Source organism: Actinokineospora sp. PR83 (genome assembly GCF_021056305.1).
GTDB classification, from domain to species: domain Bacteria; phylum Actinomycetota; class Actinomycetes; order Mycobacteriales; family Pseudonocardiaceae; genus Actinokineospora; species Actinokineospora spheciospongiae.
The window spans coordinates 90,872-109,750 of sequence record NZ_JAJCXD010000002.1 but is presented as its reverse complement, the minus strand read 5'-3'; the positions used below and the strand labels follow the sequence as shown (position 1 = coordinate 109,750).

The 18,879-nt window shown below is 73.6% G+C and carries 19 protein-coding genes; 5 read left to right on the top strand and 14 right to left on the bottom strand.

Annotated elements, in window-relative coordinates; genetic code table 11:
• Positions 1–734: WXG100 family type VII secretion target (locus L6E12_RS00790; RefSeq protein ID WP_374201817.1), on the bottom strand; the 734-nt coding region annotated here is incomplete at its 3' end.
• A gap of 80 nt (positions 735–814) precedes the next feature.
• Positions 815–3,139 carry a helix-turn-helix domain-containing protein gene (locus L6E12_RS00785; RefSeq protein WP_236225904.1) on the bottom strand — a complete coding sequence of 775 codons (2,325 nt, stop codon included), beginning with the start codon at positions 3,137–3,139 and terminating at the stop codon, positions 815–817.
• 212 nt (positions 3,140–3,351) lie between these two features.
• Between L6E12_RS00785 and L6E12_RS00780 the strand changes: the two genes are divergently transcribed.
• Positions 3,352–4,251: a dienelactone hydrolase family protein gene (locus L6E12_RS00780; protein ID WP_236225903.1), complete on the top strand. Its 900-nt coding sequence runs from the start codon at positions 3,352–3,354 to the stop codon at positions 4,249–4,251.
• Position 4,252: 1 nt separating this feature from the next.
• Here the strand turns inward: L6E12_RS00780 and L6E12_RS00775 are convergent, their stop codons facing one another.
• Positions 4,253–4,993: a dienelactone hydrolase family protein gene (locus L6E12_RS00775; protein WP_236225902.1), complete on the bottom strand. Its 741-nt coding sequence runs from the start codon at positions 4,991–4,993 to the stop codon at positions 4,253–4,255.
• 148 nt (positions 4,994–5,141) lie between these two features.
• Positions 5,142–5,729 carry a short chain dehydrogenase gene (locus L6E12_RS00770; RefSeq protein ID WP_236225901.1) on the bottom strand — a complete coding sequence of 196 codons (588 nt, stop codon included), beginning with the start codon at positions 5,727–5,729 and terminating at the stop codon, positions 5,142–5,144.
• 155 nt (positions 5,730–5,884) lie between these two features.
• Between L6E12_RS00770 and L6E12_RS00765 the strand changes: the two genes are divergently transcribed.
• Positions 5,885–6,787 (top strand): helix-turn-helix transcriptional regulator, encoded by a 903-nt coding sequence (locus L6E12_RS00765; RefSeq protein ID WP_236225900.1) that lies wholly within the window; start codon positions 5,885–5,887, stop codon positions 6,785–6,787.
• Between the two features lie 111 nt (positions 6,788–6,898).
• Here L6E12_RS00765 and L6E12_RS00760 read toward each other — a convergent pair whose 3' ends face one another.
• Together L6E12_RS00760 and L6E12_RS00755 are read right to left on the bottom strand one after the other, a co-directional pair.
• Entirely contained in the window at positions 6,899–7,471 is a 573-nt protein-coding gene (locus L6E12_RS00760; RefSeq protein WP_236225899.1) for a MarR family winged helix-turn-helix transcriptional regulator, read from the bottom strand.
• Between the two features lie 417 nt (positions 7,472–7,888).
• The gene (locus tag L6E12_RS00755) at positions 7,889–8,029 is read right to left on the bottom strand and encodes a hypothetical protein (RefSeq protein WP_236225898.1); all 141 of its coding nucleotides are present in this window, start codon (positions 8,027–8,029) and stop codon (positions 7,889–7,891) included.
• 174 nt (positions 8,030–8,203) lie between these two features.
• Here L6E12_RS00755 and L6E12_RS00750 point away from each other — a divergent pair, with 174 nt between their 5' ends.
• Positions 8,204–8,509 carry a GNAT family N-acetyltransferase gene (locus tag L6E12_RS00750; RefSeq protein ID WP_236225897.1) on the top strand — a complete coding sequence of 102 codons (306 nt, stop codon included), beginning with the start codon at positions 8,204–8,206 and terminating at the stop codon, positions 8,507–8,509.
• Positions 8,510–8,659: 150 nt separating this feature from the next.
• Here the strand turns inward: L6E12_RS00750 and L6E12_RS00745 are convergent, their stop codons facing one another.
• A complete protein-coding gene (locus L6E12_RS00745) occupies positions 8,660–8,800 on the bottom strand; it encodes a hypothetical protein (RefSeq protein WP_236225896.1) in 141 nt (46 codons plus the stop codon).
• A gap of 136 nt (positions 8,801–8,936) precedes the next feature.
• On the opposite strand from L6E12_RS00745, the gene L6E12_RS00740 reads away from it, so the two are divergent.
• Positions 8,937–9,128: a hypothetical protein gene (locus L6E12_RS00740; RefSeq protein ID WP_236225895.1), complete on the top strand. Its 192-nt coding sequence runs from the start codon at positions 8,937–8,939 to the stop codon at positions 9,126–9,128.
• A gap of 51 nt (positions 9,129–9,179) precedes the next feature.
• Here the strand turns inward: L6E12_RS00740 and L6E12_RS00735 are convergent, their stop codons facing one another.
• On the bottom strand, positions 9,180–11,276 hold the full coding sequence (locus tag L6E12_RS00735) for a catalase (RefSeq protein WP_308073911.1): 2,097 nt from the start codon (positions 11,274–11,276) through the stop codon (positions 9,180–9,182).
• Positions 11,277–11,618: 342 nt separating this feature from the next.
• Between L6E12_RS00735 and L6E12_RS00730 the strand changes: the two genes are divergently transcribed.
• The gene (locus L6E12_RS00730) at positions 11,619–12,236 is read left to right on the top strand and encodes an HSP18 transcriptional regulator (protein WP_236225894.1); all 618 of its coding nucleotides are present in this window, start codon (positions 11,619–11,621) and stop codon (positions 12,234–12,236) included.
• A gap of 38 nt (positions 12,237–12,274) precedes the next feature.
• Here L6E12_RS00730 and L6E12_RS00725 read toward each other — a convergent pair whose 3' ends face one another.
• The 6 genes from L6E12_RS00725 to L6E12_RS00700 all read right to left on the bottom strand — a co-directional run bounded on the left by L6E12_RS00725 (position 12,275) and on the right by L6E12_RS00700 (position 18,336).
• Positions 12,275–12,457 (bottom strand): hypothetical protein, encoded by a 183-nt coding sequence (locus L6E12_RS00725; protein WP_236225893.1) that lies wholly within the window; start codon positions 12,455–12,457, stop codon positions 12,275–12,277.
• 128 nt (positions 12,458–12,585) lie between these two features.
• A complete protein-coding gene (locus tag L6E12_RS00720; protein WP_236225892.1) occupies positions 12,586–12,930 on the bottom strand; it encodes a MerR family transcriptional regulator in 345 nt (114 codons plus the stop codon).
• Between the two features lie 638 nt (positions 12,931–13,568).
• The gene (locus L6E12_RS00715) at positions 13,569–14,453 is read right to left on the bottom strand and encodes an alpha/beta fold hydrolase (RefSeq protein WP_236225891.1); all 885 of its coding nucleotides are present in this window, start codon (positions 14,451–14,453) and stop codon (positions 13,569–13,571) included.
• Between the two features lie 111 nt (positions 14,454–14,564).
• Positions 14,565–15,527: a TAXI family TRAP transporter solute-binding subunit gene (locus L6E12_RS00710; protein ID WP_236225890.1), complete on the bottom strand. Its 963-nt coding sequence runs from the start codon at positions 15,525–15,527 to the stop codon at positions 14,565–14,567.
• Positions 15,524–16,921, bottom strand: coding sequence for a HAMP domain-containing sensor histidine kinase (locus tag L6E12_RS00705; RefSeq protein WP_236225889.1), 1,398 nt, complete (start codon positions 16,919–16,921; stop codon positions 15,524–15,526). Before L6E12_RS00705 ends, L6E12_RS00710 begins: the two co-directional genes overlap by 4 nt.
• 74 nt (positions 16,922–16,995) lie before the next feature.
• Complete coding sequence (locus L6E12_RS00700; protein WP_236225888.1) at positions 16,996–18,336, bottom strand: Nramp family divalent metal transporter; 1,341 nt, start codon at positions 18,334–18,336, stop codon at positions 16,996–16,998.
• Between the last annotated feature and the right edge of the window lie 543 nt (positions 18,337–18,879).

Below are 18,879 nucleotides of genomic sequence, written 5' to 3'. Positions count from 1 at the left end.
CCCACCGGCTCGTCCGCGCCCGTCCCCGCCACCCCGCTCACCTCGTACGACCTGGGCGTGGTGGCGCCGGAGCCCGCGGGCACGACCTGGCTGCCGCTGTGGCGCAGGCTCGCCTCGTAGTCGCGCATGACCCCCACCGCCTGGGTCTTGGCGACCCCGGCCACGGCGTCGGCGGTGAAGATCCGGGCACCGCCGATCAGCACCGCGTGCAGCGGGTTCAGCGGGCCTGCGCCGACCGCGCTGGCCATCAGGGTCATCGGGTCGGGCGGCGGCGGGGGCATGGTGTTGCGCGCGGTGGCCAGCGCGGCGCCCGCGTCGTCGGCCGCCTTCTGGACCGTGCTCGCCCTGGCGCCCGCGTTCCACACCCGGTCCGACAGCTCGGCGAGCCGGTCGGCGGCCTGCCCGGCGGCCGGGCCCTGCCAGTTGGCGCGCAGCGCGTCCGCCTCGCGGCGCAGCGCGTCGGCGAACCCGCTCAGCGCGCTGCCGTGGCGCCCCCACTCGGCGGCCACCGCCCCCACGTCACCGACGTCGGCGTCCTCCCAGAGCATCCGGTGCAGTTGCTCGTGGCTGTAGGCGTTCCAGTTGGTGCCGCCCGGGGGGACCGGGGTCCCGAAGAACTCCGCCCACACGCTGTCCAGCGCGTCGGTCAGGGCCCGGGCCAACGTCCCGAGCGGTCCGCTCGGGCTCAGCACCGAGGTGACCGCCCCCGCCAGGTCCTCGACAGTTTCGAACACGGGCGCAACAGTGCCGCGACCCCGGCTGAGCCCACCAGGACATCAACCGGCCATCTATGTCCGCAGGCGGAAACCGCAGGTCAGGTGTTGCCCAGGTGGGCCTGGAGGCGGGCGTGGCGGAACTGGTGGACCGCACCGACCTGGCGCAGCACCCCGCGCCTGCACGCGTCGTCGAGGAAGGCCGCCACCGACCACGGCAGCCGCCCGGTCAGCGGCAGCCACACCCTGGCGAACACCAGCCACTGCCCCCACGCGGTGACGCACGTGCTGATCGCGAGCCCGATCAGCGGACCGATCATGAGGTCGAACGGCAGGGTGGCCGGGTCGAGGTGCCCGACCGCGAAGGCGACCATGAGCACGTGCGCGAGCCCGAGGACGAGCCCCCACCCGAGGAACCCGGTGACCACCATCCTGCGGTTGGTGCGCAGCAGGTCGGCGGGGCCCACCGCGGACCTGATGTCCATCGGCGCCTCCAGCCCGGCCAGCAGGCCCCAGCCGAGGCCGGTCAGCGCCCCCATGCCGAGGCCGGTCGCGAGGCCGCCGGGGAACCCGGACCCGACGATGCCCAGCGGGTTGTGCCCGGCCGCGTTCCCCAGCCCCAGGATCAGCCCGGCGCCGACGCCACCCGCCAGCCCGGCCAGGAGCCTGGGCGCGAACCGGGCCCGCAGCCGCCGGACCCCGCCCCGGGTGCGCAGCCGGATGCGCGCGGGCGCGAACGGGCCGCCCTCGATCGCCAGCCCGACGCCGTGGCCGAGCGCGAAGGCCAGCCCGAAGCCGACCCAGTTCTCCACCGCGATCAGCAGCGGGTTCACCGGCTCCTGCCCGGTCGAGGGCGGGCCCACCAGCCAGAACAGCAGACCGCTGACCAGCCCGACGACCAGGCCGGACAGCGCGCCGAGGATCACCATGCGCCTGCCGCGGCGGATGCTGCCGCCCAGTTCCCACCAGGCGAGGTCGTGGGTGCCGAGCCGGTCGAGGTGCCGGGCGAGGTGGCCGAGCCAGCGGCGCACCCGCTCGGGGTCCCACCGGGTGTCCGGGTCGCGGTAGACCGTGGGGATGAAGCTGCCGAGCAGGTGGTCCTCCAGCGCGTGCTGGCTGCCGAACCGCTCGGTGTCCAGCAGCACCGACGGGTCGGGTCCGGTCGGGGCGCTGTGGGTGGCGCGGGCCAGGCCCACCATCAGCGGGGTGGTCAGGACGGTGCGCAGGTTCGCGCTGGCCGGGCGCTCCGGGTGGTCGCGCAGCTCGGCCAGGACCGGGTCCCACGCGGTGGCGTCGCCGTCGCGGCGGGTGGTCCGCGGCAGGTAGTCGATCAGGTCGGTCACGGTGAGGTCGGTCAGCCGGACCGCCGCGGCGGCGGTCAGCGCGTCGGCCCCGGCCACGGCCGCGTACTCACCGGGGCGGCTGGTCACCAGCAGCGGCAGCGTCGTGGCGTTGAGCGCGTCGAGCGCGGCCCGGTGCAGGCCCGCGGCGAGTTCGTCGAACCCGTCGAGCACCGGCAGGACGCGCCCGGCCTCGACCAGCGTGGTCGCCAGGTCGGCCTCGTCACGACCGGCCGCCGCCAGCCCCGGGTGGTCGCGCAGCAGCTGACCGGCGAGCCAGTCGCGGAAGCCGGTGGTGGTCGGGTTCCAGGACCCGAGGCCGAACACCACCGGCACGGCCTCCCCGCGCTCGCGGGTGCGCAGCACGTCGAGGACGAACCGCGCGGCCAGCACCGACTTGCCCGACCCCGCCCGGCCCAGCACCACCAGCCGCCCGGACGGGACGCGCCGGTAGACCTCGGTGATCTGCGGCAGGCGCCCGGCCAGGTCCAGCGGCCCGGCCGAGGCGCCGGGCGAGGCCCGGCGGATGTTCTCCCAGTGGTCCATCACGCTCTCGGGCGCGGCCTGCCAGCGGACCGGCAGCGGGAACGGGTCGTGGATGCGCCGCAGTTCCTCCTCCCGCCCCAGGCGCGCGCCGACCGCGTGCGCGAGGTCGTCGGCCGCTTCCGCCAGCCTGCGCTCGAACGCCGACTCCGGCGGGGCACCGGTGACCGCGGGGGGCTCCGAGCGGGGTTCGGGCACCCCCGGGGGCTCCGGACGAGGCCCGGGCACCGCGGGCGACTCCGGGCGGGGCTCGGGCACCTCGGGAGGCTCCGGGCGGGGCCCGGGGGGCTCCGCCGGAGTGGCGCTGTCGAGCACCGGCTCCTGGCCGTCGGCGACGGCGAGCAGCCCGGCCCGCCTGCCCGGGTCGAGGTGGAGCGCGTCGGCGAGCAGCCGCACCGTGGCCACCTGCGGGTTCGCGCGCTCACCGGTCTCCAGCCTGCGCACGGTCCGCACCGACAAGCCGGAGCGCTGGGCGAGTTCCTCCTGCGTCAATCCCGCCTGCGACCGCAGTTGCCGGAGCAGGGAGCTGAACTGGCTCGTCACGGCTCGCACCCTAGTCAGCGCGAGCTGCCACCCCGGGCGGGTTGGTGATTTTCGGGCGGGAAAGTGCCGACCGGTGCTCGTGCGGCGAAAACCCGCACCCGCGGACAACCACCCACTCACCTCCGGCGAGGAACCGGCGCACACCTTCCTCAGCGCCCCGGCAGTGCCTACGGTTCACCCCACAGCCACACCGGATGCCGTCGGGAGCCCCAGTGCGTCGTCAGATCGTGAAGAGGTCGGCGGTGCTGACCGCAGCGCTGGCCGTGGGCGCGTCGGCCTTCCTCGGCCCCCAGGCGTTCGCCGGGCAGGCCGCGCCAGCGGCGGCCGTGGCGAGCGCGAACGCGTTCGCCAAGGGCCCGGACCCGACCGAGCAGTCGATCCAGGCGCAGCGGGGTCCGTTCGCCACCGCGCAGCGGACGGTTCCACCGGAGGGTGGCCGGGCGTTCAACCGGGGCACCGTCCACTACCCCACCGACACCTCGCACGGCACCTACGGCGCGGTGGTCGTCAGCCCCGGCTTCTTCGGCCCGGAGTTCAGCGTGGCCTGGTACGGCTCCACGCTGGCCTCGCACGGCTTCGTCGTGCTGACCCTGGAGACCAACTTCCTGTTCGACCAGCCCGACGCCCGCGCCACCCAGCTCCTGGCGGGCCTGGACTGGCTGGCCGGGCGGTCCCCGGTCAAGGACCGGGTCGACCCGAACCGCCTCGCGGTCATGGGCCACTCCATGGGCGGTGGCGGCAGCCTCATCGCCGCGAGCAGGAACCCGGCGCTGAAAGCCGCCATCCCCCTGACGCCGTGGAACACCTCCCCGGACTTCAGCACCGTCACCGTCCCCACCCTGATCCTCGGCACGGACAACGACACCATCGCCCCCGCCACCCGCCACGCCGACCCGATGTACGACTCCCTGCGCGACAAGCCCGACGAGGGCTACGTCAAGCTCAGGGGCGACCACCTCACCCCCATCCGCTACACCGCCGCGGCCACCCGGTTCATCGTCCCCTGGCTCAAGCGCTACGTGGACGAGGACACCCGCTACTCCCGGTTCCTCTGCCCGCTGCCCGCCCCGGACGCGACCGTCGTCAGCTTCGAACTCCGCTGCCCGATCTGAGTCAGCCGCGGGGCAGGGTCGAGTAGAGCGCGGCGAGGGCTTCCCAGTGGCGGTTCTCGGCGTCGACGTCGTGGGTGGAGTTGTCGGGGACGGCAAAACCGTGGTGGGCGGGGTAGAACTCGACGGTGTGCGCGACGTCGGCCATGGTCAGGGCGTGGTCGAGGAGCTGGGCCTGGTCGGCGGTGAAGGAGCTGTCGTCGGCGGCACCGGCGACGTAGACGGTGGCCTTGATGCCGTCCGCGGCCAGGTGGGGGCTGTCCGGGTCGTCCTCGACGGCGAGGCGACCCCCGTGGAAGGAGGCCGCGGCGGCGACCTTCTCACCCAGGGCGGTGGCGGCCAGCAGCGACATCCGGCCACCCATGCAATAGCCGGTGGTGCCCACGCCCGGGCCGACCACATCCGGCCGGGCCAGCAGGAAGTCGGCGTAGGCGCCCGCGTCGGCGATGATCCGCTCGTTGGTCAGCTCGCCCATGAGGCCGAAGAGGCGGGCGCGCTCGCCCGGGTCGCTGAAGGCGGTGGCCATGTCGAACGGCTCCCAGTGGCCCGCCCGGTGGTACACGTCCGGCAGCAGCACCGCGAACCCGGTCTCGGCGAGGCGGTCGGCCATGTCGCGGAACGTCTCCCGGGGGCCACCGGCGTCCGGGAACATGACCACGCCGGGCCAGGGACCGTCGCCCTCGGGCAGGTGGAGGGTGGCCTCGGCGGTGCCGTCGGGGGTGTCGATCTGGACGTCCTGTCGCATTCTGCTGTCTCCCTGGGGCCTCGGCGCCCCCGTCCGGGGGGCCGGGTCCATTCTGGCGCAGCCGGGACCGCACCCGCTCGCCGAGAAGCGGCGGACCGATCCAAGTGGACTGTCGCGCGGGCGTCGGCACCGCCTCCCGCACGCGGTTCTACGCCGGGAAGAGGTTCCGTCCGGTGAACCCGCCTTCCACGCACTCGACGTAGGACCGGGCCACGACGCGCGCAGGCACACCGGACGTATCGGTCATCCCCAGCGCGACCTGGGTCTCCCGCACCCAGCCCGGACTGACCACGTTGACGCGGAGCCCCCTCGGCAAGTCCGCCGCGGCGGCGCGGACGAAACCCCGCAACCCCTCGTTCACCAGCACGCCGACCGCACTGCCCGGGGTCGGCCGACCGAAGTCGCCCGCGGTCAGCGTGACGGAACCGCCGTCCCGCAGGTGCGCGGTGGACCGCGCCACCAGCACCGCCTGACCGATCAGCTTGCCCCGCAGCGCTTCCCCGAGGTGTTCCGCGGTCATCTCCCCGAGCGCCGCCAAGCGCGCGTGCGCCGCCGCGCACACCACCGCGTCCACCTCGCCGACGACGTCGAACATCCGGTCGAGGGACGCGGGATCCCCGATGTCCACCGGGACGTCGCTCCCCCGGGACGCGCGCACCACCTCGTGCCGGGCTCCCAACGCCTCGACCACCGCCGCACCGATCGTGCCCGAAGCACCGATCACCACCACTCGCACCTGCACCCCTCCCTCGACGAGCGAACCGCCCGCCCGATGAGCACCACTTTCGCAGTGCGGCGAAGGCGCCGACCAGACCCGGTCAGGAGTGGTTCCGCCGTGGGTACACCTGGCAGGGGCAGGCGGGAACCAGCGGGCGAAGGCATGATCGAGGCGTGGACCCGCGATCGGAACTCGGTGAATTCCTGCGGTCGAGGAGGGCGCGGACCAAGCCCGAGGACCTCGGCCTCCCCGGGTACGGGCACAGGCGGGTCCCCGGCCTGCGGCGCGAGGAACTGGCCCGGTTGGCGGGGATCAGCGTCGGCTACTACACCAGGTTGGAGCAGGGGCACGGCGCCGCCGTGTCCGACTCGGTCCTGGACTCGCTCGCGGGCGCGCTGCGGCTGGCCCCGGACGAGCGCGCCCACCTGCGCAGCCTGACCCGCCCCAGGCGGAAGTCGCCCACCCGAGCCGGGCCCGAGCACGTGCGCGACGGCGTGCGGCTGCTGGTCGACTCCCTCGGCCACCTCCCCGCGCTCGTGCTCGGCCGGTCCGGCGACGTGCTGACCTGGAACCGCCTCGCCCACGCCCTCCTCGCCGGGCACCTCCCCCTGGAAGCACCCGAACGCGTCGACAACCGTCCCAATTGGACGAAGCTCTTCTTCCTCGACCCGCGCATGCGCGAGCTGTTCGCCGACTGGCTGGGGAAGGCCAGGGACACCGTGGCGGACGTCCGACTGGCACTGGGCGGACACCCCGACGACGGCAACCTCACCGAACTCGTGGGCGAACTCCTGGTGGAGAGCACCGAGTTCCGCGCACTGTGGTCCGAGCACCCCATCCGGCGCTGCACCTCCCACGACCGCGGGTACCACCACCCGGTCGTCGGCGACCTGACCCTGTCCGACGAGCTGCTGACCCTGCCGGACGACGACGGCCAGCGGCTGGTCGTGTTCAACGCGACCCCGGCATCCCCGTCCGCGGCGGCGCTGGGCCTGCTGGCCGAGCTGACGGCCGGAGACCCCGGGAAACCCCGCCCTGCCCGGCGCAGCGGTCGCGGGCAGCGCCGGATCGGCTGAGGACCACCGCGGACACCCACACCTCGACGAGCGCCAGTCCGGCGAGAACCGGCACAGCGCCCGGCGGCTCGTTCGGCGGTCCGGTCGCGCAGCACGCGGGCGGTCGTGGCGCTATCCGGTGCTCGTCGCCGGGGTGGTCGCGGGGTCGGGGTCGAGACTGAGGAGCAGGTCGCGCAGGAGGGTGGAGAGGCGCTCCCGGGACCGGGGGCCGATCCGGTCGACGAGGTCGGCGGTCGCGGCGGAGTGGGCCCGGACGGCGGACTCAGCCAGGGATCGGCCCTGGGCCGTGAGTGCCACCAGGAGTGAGCGGCGGTCGCCGGGAGCGAGCCTGCGGGTGACCAGGTCGCGCTCCTCCAGGCGGGTCAGGCGCTTGGTCAGGCCGCCGCCGGAGATCATCAGCCAGCGGCTGCTGCTGGCGTCCCTCGGCCTGTTCGCCGCGACCGCGTACCCCTGCCCGCCCACCCACCAGTCCCGGCTGGTGGCCGCCGTCCCCGCCGAGAGCGGGTCGGTGCCGGCCTGGAACAGCTTCGCCATGTACCTGGGCACCTCGGTCGGCACCGCGGTGGGGGGCGCGCTGCTGTCCTCGGTGGGGTTCCGCTGGATCCCGGTCGCGGGGGCGGCGGTCGTCGGCGCGGTGGTCCACCACCGCTGGTTGCCGACCTCCCAGCCGTTGACCTGCGCCAAGCGCGGATCGCGGCGGGTGGGTGGTCGTGCGCGCCGGGGGCGGCGCGGGGTCGGGGCGCGGCTGCCCGACCGGGTGGAGCGGCCGGGATGCGGGCTGGAGGTGGTCCAGCAGCACCGCGAAGTCGTCGGGGTGCACGCGCCGGGTGCCGAGTCGTTCGGCGCTCTCGGCCTTCCCGCCGGAGGACCGGCCATCGGTCACCAGCAGGGCGGTCCGGCGGGACACGGTGCCCATGACCCGGACGCCGAGTTCCTCCGCGCGCTGTTCCAACCGCAGGCGCCAGCGGTCGTCGCAACCTGTGAAGACGACCTTGTCGCCGACCCGCAGCGGGTCGCCGAGGTGCCAGTTCGACGGCAGGGGCTTCGAGCCCGCGGACAGGCGGACCAGGCGGGCGGCCTCGGCGGCCTCCAGGACGGTGGTCAGTTCCCCGGCCGGGCGTCGAGCAGTTCGGCGGTGGCGGCCAGTTCGGCCTTCTCCGCCCGGAGGAAGCCGAGGTCGAAGCGGACGTTGTGCCCGGCGATCGCCGCACCGGCCAACCGGCCACTGACCTCGGGCAGCACCTCCGCGGGGCGCCCGGGTTACCCGATCCGCTGCCGAACCCGACCGGGTCGCGCTCCGGACGCCGGTGCGACAGCCGTGCGGGTTCGCTTCCAGCACAGTCGGGACGGCCCGTGGGGCGCGTGATCCGGCGGGGATCGGCGTCCCGGGTGTCCGGGGCGGGGTATCTTCGCGGGGTGGCTGATGTAGAGGTTCGGGACGTGGTGGAGTCGAAGCGGTTCGAGGCCGTGGTGGACGGGCAGGTGGCCGGGTTCGCGGAGTACATCCGCGGCGAGGGGCTGGTCGTGTTCCCGCACACCGAGGTCGACACCGCTTTCGAGGGGCGGGGGGTAGGCAGCGCGTTGGCGCGGGCCGCGCTCGACGACGCCAGGGGGCGCGGGGCGGCGGTGTTGGCGACGTGCCCGTTCATCGCCGGGTGGATGCGGCGGCACCCGGAGTACCTGGAGTTGGCCTACCAGAACCGGAGTTCGGTCAGCGACTGACGTCGTGACCGACCCGCGCGGGCGGACCGTCGTCGCGTTCGGCGGCGACCGCCTGCGCGGGGCAGCCCTGGCCCGTCACCCCAGGGGCAGGCCCAGGGAGTGGTCCTCGGCGACGATGCGGGCGACCGAGAGGTCCATTGTGGACTTGCGTCAGGCCAGGGCCGCGGTGCAGCGGAGGTCCCCGGCCAGCGGGACGATCAGGACGCCCGCCCTGGCGTGGTGCTGGTCCGTGCTCTCGGAGAACAGCGCGCACCCCGCTCTCGCGGCGACCAGTTCGAGCGTTTCCCCCACCGAACCGGACTCGACGACGTCCCGGACGCCTTGGACGCCGACGGAGGCGGGGTGGCGGAACCGGCGCGCACTCCGAGGTCATCGTGACCGGCGGCGGCCCCGTCCTGGTTGGGATCAGCGCCCGGCTCAACGGTTGGTGGCCGACGTCGTCAGCGGCGCGCTGAGCAGGCGGGTTTCCGAGCGGGTCGTGGCGGGTCTGATCGGTGTTCCTGCCGCTGTCTGCGGTCCTCGACGCCCCGGTCTCGTGGGGATGGCGGCGATCGCCGCGCTGAGCGCGATGAGGGGCATGTGGACGGGCGACGAGCCCGCCGTCGCGGGTGGGAGGTGAGGCGCACCGGTGCTCGCCCGGACCTGGGGGTCCGGGCGAGCACCGGTGGTCTCAGGAGGACATCACCAGTTCGGCGCGCTCCCACACGCGGTGCAGGCCCACCGACTTGATCAGGTCCGCGGTGAACGTCTTCACCGGCTTGTCCCCGAGCACGATGCCGGGCGCGGTGGTGTCGATGCCCGCCGCGGTCAGCACCTGCTCGCCGTCGCCCCACGCGGCGATGGTCTTGCAGTGGCGGAAGGCCTCCTGCAGCAGGATGGTGAGCTTGATGTCGCGGAAGGCTCCCAGGCCCGCGGCGACCACCACCGCGTCGAACTCGATCGAGCGGGTGGTGAGCAGGGTGCGCTCGACGATCCGGGTGGTCTTGCCCTTGGCGATGACGCCGCCGGTGGGGGCGATCACCCTGGCGATGGCACCCGCGGACTCGATGGCGCTCGCCAGCTTCTCCACCCCGCCCAGGTCGGCACCCGGTCCGGCGAAGATGCCGATGACCCGGCCGGTGATCGGGCCCGGGCCGGGCGGGATCTGCGACAGGGCCGGGGAGGGCACGACCTCGGCGGCGGGCTTGCCCTTCGGGGCGGGCAGGCCGAGGCCCGCGGCGACCGCGACGCACAGGTCCTCGTCGACGTTGGCCAGCACGGAGAGAGCGCGTTCCTTGATCGCCTGCTCGTAGCACTTGCCCAATTCGAAGGTGAACGCCTCGATGACGTGCACCTGCTCGACCTTCGACAGGCTGCGGTAGAACAGGGTGGCCTGGGAGAAGTGGTCGTCGAACGACACCGGGTTGGCGCGGACCGCCTCGCCCTCGATGTGGCGGGGGCGGTGCACGTAGGCGCCCTCCGCCTCCGTCGCCACCCGGGGCAGGCCCTCGTCCACGCTGTTGGGCAGGTAGGGGGCCTGGCCCTGGTGGATCGCGGTCTGGTGCATGCCGTCGCGCAGCATGTCGTTGACCGGGGCGTGCGGGCGGTTGACCGGAAGCTGGGTGAAGTTCGGGCCGCCGAGGCGGGTGAGCTGCGTGTCCAGGTAGGAGAACAGCCGCGCCTGCATCAGCGGGTCGTTCGTGACGTCGATGCCCGGGACGAGGTTGCCGGTGTGGAAGGCGACCTGCTCGGTCTCGGCGAAGTAGTTGGTGGGGTTGCGGTCGAGGGTCAGCCGCCCGATGATCTGGACCGGCGCCAGCTCCTCCGGGACGATCTTGGTCGGGTCGAGCAGGTCGATGCCCTCGAAGGTCTCGTCCTCGGTGTCGGGCATGACCTGGATGCCCAGGTCGTACTCCAGCGGCGCCCCGGCCTCGATGCCGTCGGCCATGTCGCGGCGGTGGAAGTCCGGGTCGGCGCCCGCGGCGATCTGCGCCTCCTCCCACACCAGCGAGTGCACCCCGGCGACCGGCTTCCAGTGGAACTTCACCAGCGCGGTCTCGCCGTCGGCGTTGACCAGGCGGAAGGTGTGGACGCCGAAGCCCTCCATGGTCCGGTACGAGCGCGGGATGGCGCGGTCGGACATGGCCCACAGCACGTGGTGGGTGGCCTCGGTGTGCAGGGTGACGAAGTCCCAGAAGGTGTCGTGCGCGGACTGCGCCTGCGGGATCTCCCGGTCCGGGTGCGGCTTCCCGGCGTGGATGATGTCGGGGAACTTGATGCCGTCCTGGATGAAGAACACCGGGATGTTGTTGCCGACCAGGTCGACGTTGCCCTCGGCGGTGTAGAACTTGACCGCGAACCCGCGCGTGTCGCGCACCGTGTCGGCCGACCCGCGCGACCCCAGGACCGTGGAGAACCGGGTGAAGACCGGGGTCTCGCGGCCCTTCTCCGCCAGGAACGGGGCCTTGGTGACCGACGCGGCCCGCCCGTTGGCGACGAACGTGCCGTGCGCGGCGGCGCCGCGGGCGTGCACGACCCGCTCGGGGATGCGCTCGTGGTCGAAGTGGGTGATCTTCTCCCGCAGGTGGAAGTCCTCCAGCAGGGTGGGTCCGCGGCGCCCGGCCTTCAGCGAGTGGTCGGTGTCCGGGAGCCGCACGCCCTGCGCGGTGGTGAGGAACTCCCCCGCCTGGGCGCGGCTGTCCTCGCCGATCGTGCCGAGGAGTTCGGTCTTCCCGGTGGGGCTGGTGGGCTTGGGAGCCGCTTGGTCACGCTGGCGCTTCGGGGGCACAGTTGCACTCCAACATCGGTGTTCGGTTCGGGATGCGGGTGGCCCCGTGACCGTCGGGGCTCGTGCTCCCCGGGCGGGCGGCGGCACCACCCGGGATTGCGGTCGGTGCGGGCGCGGAAAATCGTGGGCTGGCGGTGGGAACGTCCTCGGGGCGCCTGCCTTGCGACCCGGCGTCCCGTGCCATCCGGGTACCCGTGGTCCGATACGCCAAACGGCGTGATCGAGACCGCCCGGGGGTCACCCGGCCGTGGTGGTGCCGCGCGGGGTTGGCGAGCCGCGGCGCACCGCTTACACTGTCGTCATCTTGACGACAACTGGCGAGTCATCGAGAGGACGACCAACATGGCACAGGGTGCGGACGCGGTGCTCCGGGCGCTGCTGCGCGACCTCGACGACGCCAGGGCGGGCACGGCCGACGCCGAGTCGCTGCTGGGGGCGTTGACCGCGCTGCGGAACCTGCGCGAGCGGATGGCCGGGTGGGAGCCCGAGCTGATCGGGGCCGCGCGGGCGGCGGGGACGAGCTGGGCGGACCTGGCGCCCGCGCTGGGCGTGACCAGCAGGCAGGCCGCCGAGCGGCGCTACCTGCGGTTGCAGCCGACCGGGGGCGAGGAGACCACCGGTGAGGAACGGGTCCACGCCCGCCGGGACCAGCGGGCGGGCGACCGGGCGGTGTCGCGGTGGGCGCAGGACAACGCCGGGGTGCTGCGCGCGCTGGCCGCGCACATCCACGGCCTCGACGACCTGGGCGGCACCGCCAGGGAATACGCCGACCGCCTCGGCACGGCCTTGGGGGACAACGACCCGGAGCGGCTGCTGGCCCCGCTCAGCGATGCCCGCACGCACCTCGGGGACCACCCGGAACTGGCCAGCCGGTTGGACTCGATCACCGAGCAGACCGCGCGGCTACGCCGGGAGGCCGCCGCAGCACGGCGTGGTGGCAGCACGCGAGCTCAATCCTGAGGAACGCCCGCGCGGCGCGGCGAATTCGGTGGCGGCGGTCAGCGGGAGGTGTCGTCGACCGGTGCTCCGATGATTTCCAACCGGTCGGTGAGGTCGAGGAGGGCCGCGAGCAGACCCAGGCCCAAGCGCTGCTCGACCGGTGAGTCGTATCCGATCTCCTCGTAGAGGGCGCACAACTGATCGCGGGCGATCTCCCGGGGCGAGGGGCGTTTCCTGAGCACGCCGGGTATTTTGGCACCGCCACCCCGCGCAGACCAGGCTTGCGCGGAATCGGCAGGATCACATGTTCCGGCGGTCCGATGTCAGGTGGCGGAATCCACGACTTCGTGAATACCGCCACCTTCGGCTTTCAGGGGGACTCGGGGCGCTGTTCGCGCAGGCTTTCGTTGAGGCGCTGGGCTTCGTGCAACTGGTCTTCCAGTGCGATGATGCGGCAGGCGGCGTCGAGGCCGGTGCCCTGGTCGACGAGTTCCCGGACGCGGGCCGCCACCCGTAGCTGGTGCCGGGAGAACCGCCGGTGGCCGCCGGTGGACCGCTGCGGTTCGATCAGGCCCGCCTCGCCCAGGCTGCGCAGGAAACCGGGGGACGCCCCGATCATCTCCGCCGCCCGGCCCATGGTGTAGGCGGGGTAGTGCTCGTCGTCGAATCTGTCGGCCGCGCCGGGGGCGGCCGAGTCTCGCTGGTCTGGGATCATCGAGCCTCCGCACGGGTAAAGGGCCCCGGCGCTGTGCGCCGGGGCCCGTAAGGAATCAGGTTTCACCATTGACAACCGGTCTTGCGACCGGACTGAAGTACCCGTGCCCGTCCAGAGGACGGCATTTCCGGGGATCGCTTGTTGATAACCGAGAACCACCTGCCAATCTGATGGGACTGCGGTACCCGCTCGGCGTGGGACAACCGTCGCGGGCGATCCAATGATGCTACCTTTCCTTTCTTTCACATTACCTGGACATCACTTGCTGGTACTGCCACTGCACTATCACTTGCTGGTACTGCAAACTGCCACTTACACTACTGCAACTGCTCTGGTACTGCTACTTCGGTACTGCATCACTGCGATACTGCGCTATCACTATCGGTACTGCGTCTTGCGGTGTTCAACTGCACTTTCGCACTGCAACTGCTGATATTGCGACTTCCGGTGTTCCCACTTCTGCACTGCTTGTCTCACTTCACGGGCAGTTCCGTCATCTCCCGTGCCGGTCAGACCTTGTCTCTCTGGCTACGAGAAGAACACTACACCGGACCGCCAGCAATGTCTACTCCAGCCAGCATAGATTTTGTGGCACGGCTGGCTGATGCACGCTGACCAGGCACGATGCCCGGCGCAGGTCACCCGTCTGAGTGGCCCGGGCCCAGGAAGCCCAGCAGGACGCGGGCCAGCTGCTCCGGCGCCTCCTCCGCCACGTGGTGCCCGGACTCCACGGCCGCCCCGCGCACGTCCGGCGCCCACGGCCGCCACACCCCCACCACGTCCCCGTACAGGTCGACCATGTCGTCGCGGGTCGACCAGGCGACCAGCACCGGGCAGGCGACGACGCGGCCTGCCGCCCGGTCGGCGTCGTCGGCGGCGCGGTCGACGCCCAGGCCCGCGCGGTAGTCCTCCAGCATCGCCCGGACCGTGGCGGGGTCGTGGACCGCGCGGCGGAAGTCCGCGAAGTTCTCCGCGCCCATGGCCTCCGGGGTGGCCCGGTCGCCGACGCCGTACCAGCGGTCGGGGTCGGCGAGGATCGCCCGCTCCGGGATGTCGGGCTGGGCGAAGAAGAACCAGTGGTACCAGTCGCGGGCGAACTCCGCGTCGCAGCGGGCCAGGGCCTCCCCGATGGGGACGCTGTCGAGGACGGCCAGGGCCGTGACGGCCGCCGGGTGGTCCATGGCGAGCCGGAACGCCACGTACGACCCCCGGTCGTGGCCGACGACCGCGAACCGCTCGTGCCCCAGCGCCGTCATCAGCGCCCGCACGTCGCCCGCCATGGCGCGCTTGCCGTACGGCGCGTGGTCGGCGGTGGTCGGCGGCTTGTCGGACTCGCCGTAGCCGCGCAGGTCGGGGCAGACCACGGTGTACCGCTCGGCGAGCAGCGGGGCCACGCGGTGCCAGGTCGTGTGGGTGCGCGGGTGGCCGTGCAGCAGCACCACGGGCGGCCCGTGGCCGCCGTGGCGCACGCGCAGCACGACCCCGCCGACATCGATGCGCTCCAGCGCGAACCCGTCGAACACGCCGTCGAGTGTGGCCCACCGATCACCTCGGGACCAGGTGGAGCGCGCGCGGCGGTCCAGCGCCCGGGTCCGGGTCGATCGCGGAGCCGGGCGGTCGCCGTCCCGACCCGGTCAGCCGTGCAGGTCGCGGTAGGCCGCCGCCGCGCCCGGGTGCAGGGGGACGGGGGCGGTGGTGATGAGCGAGCGCAGGTCGAGGTACTGCGTGCCCGCCGCCGACGGCGGGATGAGGTCCGGGGCGGCGCGCACCAGGACCCGGGCGACCGCTGCGGCCACGTCGTCGGGCAGGGCCGGGGAGGTGAGCAGGAAGTTGGCGACGCCGATGGTGGCCACGGCGGCGTGGTGGCCGTAGGTGCCCGGCGGCACCACCACCCGCTGGTACACCGGCCCGTGCGCCGACCGCAGCGCTGCCAGCGCGCCGGTCAGGTCGAGCAGCCGGATCGGGCGGGCGGCGGCGAGGGCGACCAGGGCCGGGGTGGGCACGCCACCGGACCACAGCAGGGCGTCCAGCCTGCCCGCGGCGAGGTCGGCGGCGGCCTCGGTCAGCGAGCGGTGGTCGACCACGGCGGTGACGCCGCTCGCGGCGAGCAACCGGTCGCCGAACAGGGCCGCGCCGGAACCGGGGGCGCCCAGGGAGATCCGCCGACCGGCCAGGTCCGCCACCGCCAGGGCCGGGTCCTCCTCGGCCACCACGAGCTGCATGTAGTTCTCGTACACCCGGCCGATCGCGCGCAGCGGCAGGGGCGCGGGGAACGGCGGCCCTCCCCCGGCCGCCGTGGCCGCGCTGTCGGCGAGGACCAGGCCCAGGTCGGCGCGGCGGTCGTGGACGAGCTCGAGGTTGCTCCGGGAGCCGTCGGTCGGCCACACGGACGCGCCGAGGTCGGCGTCGAGCCGGGCGGCCAGCAGCGAGGCGAACTCCACGTAGAAGCCGCCGGGTTCGCCAGCGGCGATCACGAGCGACCGGGCCGGGCCGCGGTGCTCGCCCGCCGCGCGACCGGTGAGCCCGGCCGCGCCCGCGCCGACCGCGCCCAGTCCCAGGGCGGCCAGACCCAGTCGCAGGGCGGAACGCCGGTTCACCCGGTCACCGCCGGGAGGTCGAGCAGCACCACGAGACCGGGGTGTCCCGAGTGGACGCCCAGGTGGCCGCCGCGGGCGGTCACCAGGCGTTCGGCGATGGCCAGGCCCAGGCCGGACCCGGAGCCGGAACCCGAGCGCCAGAAGCGGTCGGTGAGCCTGGGCAGGTCGGCCTCGGCCACCCCGGGACCGTCGTCGGCGACCCGCAGCCGGACCCGGTCGGCGTCCAGCGAGCCCGTCCATCGGACCGCCGCACCCGCGCCCGCGTACTTAATCCCGTTGTCCAGCAGCACGTCGAGCACCTGCGCCAGTTCGGACTCCGCGCAGCGGACCGGGAGCGCCCCGACCGGTTCGGCGGGACCGGCGAGGGTGACCCCCGCGTCGGCCGCCGCGGCGTGCCAGGCCTCCACGCGGTCGGCGAACACCAGGGCGGCGTCGCAGTGCGCGTCGGTGGCCGCCGCGGCGAGGTCGGTGGCGGCGCTGTCCGCCGAGGCCAGTGCGAGCAGGCCGTCGAGCAGGGCCTGGAGCCGGTCCACCTCGGCCACCACCGACGCGTGCGCGCCACCCGGGTCGGTGTCGGTGAGCGCGTCCAGGCGCAACCGCAGCGCGGTCATCGGGTTGCGCAACTGGTGGGAGGTGTCGGCGACCAAGGCGCGCTGCCGGGCGGCGGACTCGGCCAGCGCGTCGGACATCCGGTTGAACCCCTCCGCCAGCCCGCGCAGCTCCGGCGGGCCCGCCACGACGTCGACGTGCGCGCGCTCCCGGCCCGCGGCGACCGCGCGCACCCCGTCGGCGAGCTGCGCCACCGGCCGCAGCACCCAGCGCGCCAGCCGCACCGCCAGCAGCGCGCACGCGGCCGCCGCCGCCAGCGCGGCCCCGAGGACCACCGCCCACCGCGCGGTGATGTCCGCGACCGCCGGACCCACCGCCGAACGCAGCACCACCGCGCCGGACACCCGGTTGCCGGTGCCGACGGCCTGGCCGAACAGCAGGTCGCCGCCGGACCACGGGCGCAGGTCGTCCGGCGCGGGCCGGGGCTGGTTGCGCAGCGCGGCGTCCACCGCGGCCACCACCCCCGGCTCGGTCGCGCCCATCCCCGCCTCCACGACCACCTGCCTGCGGGCGTCGACGACCACCACGCCGTCACCGAACACCGCGGTGTGCGCGAACACCTCCGCGCGGAGCCGGTCCGCCGCCTCCGCCGCGCGCAGCACGTCCGTCGACCCCTCGACGACGGCCTGCTGGGCGAGGGTGGCGAAGCGGGCCAGGTCCGCGGTCCGGGAGCGGGTGAACTCGCCGGTCCGGTTCGCCGCGGTGCTGTCCAGCAGCGGCACCGCGAACCCGGCCACCGCGAGCACCGAGAACGCCAGCAGCACCAGCAGCAGTCGCCGCCGCATCAGCCGTCAGCCACGTCGGGCACACCAGGCTCCCCTGTCCGGACCGGTTCGGGCACCAGCATGGCAGGCCCGGCTCAGCCGAAGCGCTCCACCAGGTCCGACACCAGCAGCGCCAGGAACAGCGCCGACGACGCGCCGAGCATCAGGTTCGACAACCAGCCGGAGCGGCCGTCGCGGTCGATCCGCTTGGAGTTGAGCAGCAGCATCAGGGTGATGGCCAGGAACGGCATGAACACCGACCCGAGCAGGCCGTAGACGAGGGTCAACCCGAACGGCTTGTTCAAGAACAGCAGCGCCATCGGCGGGAACGTCAGCCACAGCAGGTAGCCGCGGAAGGGCAGCGACCGCTCGACCGCCGACGCCCGGTACCCGGCGGCCCGCTCCGGCTCCACCTCCACGACGGCCTCCTCACCGGCGACCACGGCGGTGGCGCCGACGTCGGCCTTGCGCCCGTGCGGCAGCCGGATCGTGCGCGTCAGGTCGGCGAACAGCAGGCTCACGCCGTTCCACACCCCCAGCAGCGACGACGAGGTCACCGCCAGGAACCCGATGAGGAACAGCAGCCGCGCCCAGTCGCCGTAGCGCTCCCCCAGCGCCGTGCCCAGCACCAGCAGCCCGCTGTCGGACTGCGTCAGGTTCTGCCCGAACAGGACGGTCGAACCGACGATCAGCATGGCCACCACGAAGATGCCGGTCATGACGTAGCCGACCGCGTTGTCCAACCGCATCATCGACAGCCAGCCGGTGCCGCGCCAGCCCTTGGCGAACATCCAGTACCCGTAGGCGGCCATGGTGATGGTGCCGCCGACCCCGCCGATGAGCCCCAGCACGTACACCGTCGAGCCCTCTGGCAGCCGCGGCACCAGCCCGTTCGCCAGGTTCCCCAGGTCCGGGGCGACCAGCACCGCGATGGACACCACGGACACGAACTTGAACAGCACCAGCACGGTCATGAACTTCTCGAACACGTGGTAGCGCTGCAACCACACCAGCACCAGCCCCACCACGCCCGCGATCATCGCCCAACCGCGCACCGGCAGACCGCCGAACAGCGCGTTCAGCGGCAACCCGACCGCGGACATGGCGGTGGCGCCGTAGACGAACCCCCAGATCACGATGTAGGCGGCGAAGAACCCGGTGGCCCAGCGGCCCAACCTGCGCCAGCCGTCGAGCAGGGTGGACCCGGAGGCGAGGTGCCAGCGGCCCACGCCCTCGCCGAGGGCCAGCTTGAGCCCGGTGCCCAGGACAGCGGCCCACAGCAGCAGCGTGCCGTACTCGGCACCGGCAACCATGGTGGCGATGAGGTCCCCGGCGCCGACGCCGGTGGCCGCGGCGAGCAGCCCCGGGCCGAGGCCGCGGAACCGGGCCCGCCCGGTCGGTGGGGTGGGTGGGGCTGGGTGCGGGGACGTGTCCATGGCTCCTGCTCCTCGTTGCGCCGGAGTTGCCGTGCCGACGACCGTAGGTGGGGGCGCGGGGGCGCCAGGCCGATCTTCACAGTTTCTTAGGACTCTCGCTGCGGCTGTTCCCGGGTGGCCTGTGTCTGTGCTTCGAGCCCGGGACTTTGTCGTGGGCGCCCGGCTGGGTGGATGTGCTTGGCCGGGGCCCCTACGGCGATCATGCGCCCAGTGTGACCGAGTGGGGCTGAAGAGATGCCCCACAGCCCAAGCAGGCTTGCACATGATCGCCACCCCCGGCCAAACACATCCACCCACCCGGGCATTTGCGTAGCCGGACCGCCGGTTTTCGAGGTGGCTGGCGGCTGCGCCGGTGGGGTCGGGGTGGCCGGTTACCGGGCCTGCGGCTGGTGGCCGGGCCAGCGGCGTGGTGGGTGGTCAGCGGCTGTGCCTGTGGGGTTCGAGATGGCCGACAGGCGGCCTGCGGCTGGTGGGGTGGCCGACCGCTGCGCCGGTGGGGTTCGTGGTTGCCGGGTCTGCGGCTGGTGGCCGGGCCGGCGGAGT